Raw genomic sequence first — 3,020 nt, forward strand, 5'->3', positions numbered from 1 at the left:
GGCGGGTCGGCGAGAGCCTGACGAGGACGAGCGACGCCCGCGTGGTCTCGGCGAGCAACAAGGACCTGAGCGAGGCCGTGAGGAACGGCACCTTCCGCCGCGACCTCTACTACAGGCTGTGCGCGGTCATTGTCGAGGTCCCGCCGCTGAGAGACAGGCCCGAGGACGTCCCGCTGCTCATGCAGCACTTCCTGGACCTCTACTCCGCGAAGGAGCACAAGAGGATCACTGGGTTCACACGGGAGGCGCGGGAGCTTCTGCTCCGGCACGACTGGCGCGAGAACAACGTGCGCGAGCTCGAGAACGAGGTGCGGCGGGGTGTGGCGCTCTGCGCGGACGGCGAGGCCATCGGGCTCGACAAGCTCCGTCCCGAGCTGCGCGAGCGGCACCGCGCCGGACAGACCGGCGAGGCGACGGGCGAGCGCTCCCTCAAGGACGAGGTCGAGACGCTCGAGAAGACGAGGATCCTCGAGGCGCTCACGAGAAGCTCGTGGAACAAGCAGCGCGCGGCAGAGCTCCTCGGGCTGTCTCGCACAGGGCTCCACGCGAAGATGCGGAAGTACGGGATCGGCTGAGCGGCGTAACGCGTATCGAGGACAGCGCTCAAGACCACCGGACCGTCGAGGTTTCGACACACCGTCGGAGCTTCGACGGTCTCGCATTTCACGCTGGGTGAACGAGTTAGGACGCGCCGCTTCCAAGGGCCCTCGATGGCCGTCGCGCCGTCGTCGAATGCGCGCTCACCCGCGTACACCCATCGAGACACGCAGTCGCGTAACGCGTTGTCCTACAGGTAGTTACGGACGATGTCCTCGTGGAGGTTCTTCTCCGCGATCCGGCGTTCTGGCACAGCCCATGCCCTAAGGGGACGCGGCAGCACTTGAGCGCGGAGTCTCGAAACCAGGATATGGAAGGGAGAGGCGGTCATGGATGCCAATAAGCAGGGGGGGCGAGTCCGGTCGCTCTTTGGCCTGCTTCTCCCTTCCGCTGACATGAGGCCCCCGATCCCGGGGGCCTCGCTGTTCCCGGGAACGGCGAGAGCAAAGGCTATGGCCGTGGTCCTGCTCATCGGAATCGCCTCGCCGTTCCTGGGGTGACAACCTGACACCGAGGAGCCTTCGGAGCGCTCCTGCTGTCATCGAGATGGACAGTCGCCGCGGCGGAACTTCGGACACCGACCCGCCCAGCGCAGAAAGAGGCCGAACCACAAGCTCTTCGTCGGAACTCCATCCCGCGCGGTTGCCCTGGCAGGTTCCTTGCTCTCCTCCTCCCCAGGGATGGAGTCCTCCCTCGACGGCCGGTAGTGACCTCGGGGATGGCTCACGAGGCCTGCCGGCCGTCCCGCTTGCCTGACCGTCACCGCCCCTTGCGAGAGACTCGATGCATCACGAGCGTCCGCTGCCGCGCTACGGCGCGGAGCTTCGCGCCGTGGCGTCGGAGGCCGCAGCTGCGCTCGGTGCGGCGCCGTACGCGCGTCGCGGAGAGCCGCTCGGAGCCACGATGGCCCGCGGCGGGATGCTCCTGCTCATGCCGTTCATGCTCGCGGAGGCGCTGCCCTCGTGTGGGTCTCTCGGGTCCGCGAGGACGATGGCGCGCGCCAACGCGTTCGGCGCCGCCCACTTCCTTCTGCAGGACAGGCTCATCGACGGGGACGAGCACCTCGATCCCGAGGCCTGCCGCTTCTCCGACCTGTCGCTCACGCTCTTCCTGCGCGAGCTGTCGCGCCTGTTCGACGCAACGAGCGCTCTCTGGCGCCACCTCGACAGACACGTCGCCGAGTACTTCGACAGCCTCGCGTGGGAGCGCGCGGTGCTCAGGACGCCGCGAGGTCGCGAGGCGGTCACGGAGCGTGAGCTGCCGGCGTCGCTCCGGCAGTTGGGCCTTCGGCTGTCGCCGCTCAAGACGTCGGCTGTCGGGGTGGCCCTGCTGGCAGGCCGAGAGGAGTGCGTCGGAGCGCTGGAGCAGATCGTGGTGGACTACCACGCGGCGTACCAGATGACCGACGATCTGGCCGACCTCGTGGACGACAGCGCGGTAGGCCGGTGGTCCGTGCCGCTCTGGATGATCGCGGAGCGGCTCGGCATGGCAGAGCCGCCCCGGGGCGCCTCAGCCGAGACGCTGACGCGCCTGGCCGTCGAGTGCGGCGTGATCGACGCGAGCGCGGCGCTCATCGACGGCGGCTATGGGCGCGCCCGGGCTGGTGCGCTCGCGCTCGGCGCCTCCGCGCTGGCTGAGCATCTGGAGCGGGCGCGCAGCGACACACTGGGCCGCCTGAGGTGGGAGTCGCGCAGGCGCGTGATCGCGCTCCGCGCGGAGGCGGCCGGCGCAGGCGGCGAAGAGGCCGCGGCGGACCGGCGTCTGTCCGCGGTCCCGGCGGCCGACCTCGCGTCGGCGGGATCGAGCATCGGCTTCCCGCGCCTGCACGCGTTCGAGATCGCGGGCGAGGGGTTCGTCGTCGACCCCGACTCCGCGATGTTCTTCCGGGCGGACGCCGCAGCGCTGGACACCCTCGCGGGTGTCGAGCGCGGGGCGGGAGCGCCCGACCTTGCCGTCCTTGAGATGAACCACGGACGACGGGCCGTGCGCGAGGTTCTCAGGGACGCGGTCGGGCTCGTCCCACCGCCGGAACCCGAACGGCCCACCTCGAGGCCGGCGCCCGGCGCCGTCGCCTCGCTGGCGCTGCACGTCTCGGGCGGATGCAACCTCAGCTGCGACTACTGCTACCTCCGCGGGAGCGCCGGGGGCCTCATGTCGGAGGAGGTCGCGCTCCGCGCGCTCGACCTTCTCTTCGAGGAGTCCATCGGCGCTCCGCATCTCTCCGTCGTGTTCTTCGGGGGGGAGCCGCTGCTTCATCCGGACCTCATCGAGGTCTCGGCGCGGCACGCGCGGGCGAGGGCCACGGCCGAGGGGCGCGCGTTGTCACTCCACGTGACAACGAACGGCACGCTCCTGACGCCGGAGGTCGCCTCGCGCCTGGCCGCCGTCGGGGCGGCCGTCATGGTGAGCATCGACGGCGACCG

The 3,020-nt window shown here is 70.2% G+C and carries 2 protein-coding genes; both read left to right on the forward strand.

From position 1 onward, the window contains the following. Positions 1–575: sigma 54-interacting transcriptional regulator (locus tag FJY74_09685; GenBank protein ID MBM3308583.1), on the forward strand; the 575-nt coding region annotated here is incomplete at its 5' end. Between the two features lie 805 nt (positions 576–1,380). Continuing rightward, on the forward strand, positions 1,381–3,020 hold a 1,640-nt coding region (locus FJY74_09690), incomplete at its 3' end, for a radical SAM protein (GenBank protein ID MBM3308584.1).

Origin of the sequence: Candidatus Effluviviaceae Genus I sp., from assembly GCA_016867725.1 — a bacterium.
In the GTDB taxonomy this organism is placed as follows: Bacteria; Joyebacterota; Joyebacteria; order Joyebacterales; family Joyebacteraceae; genus VGIX01.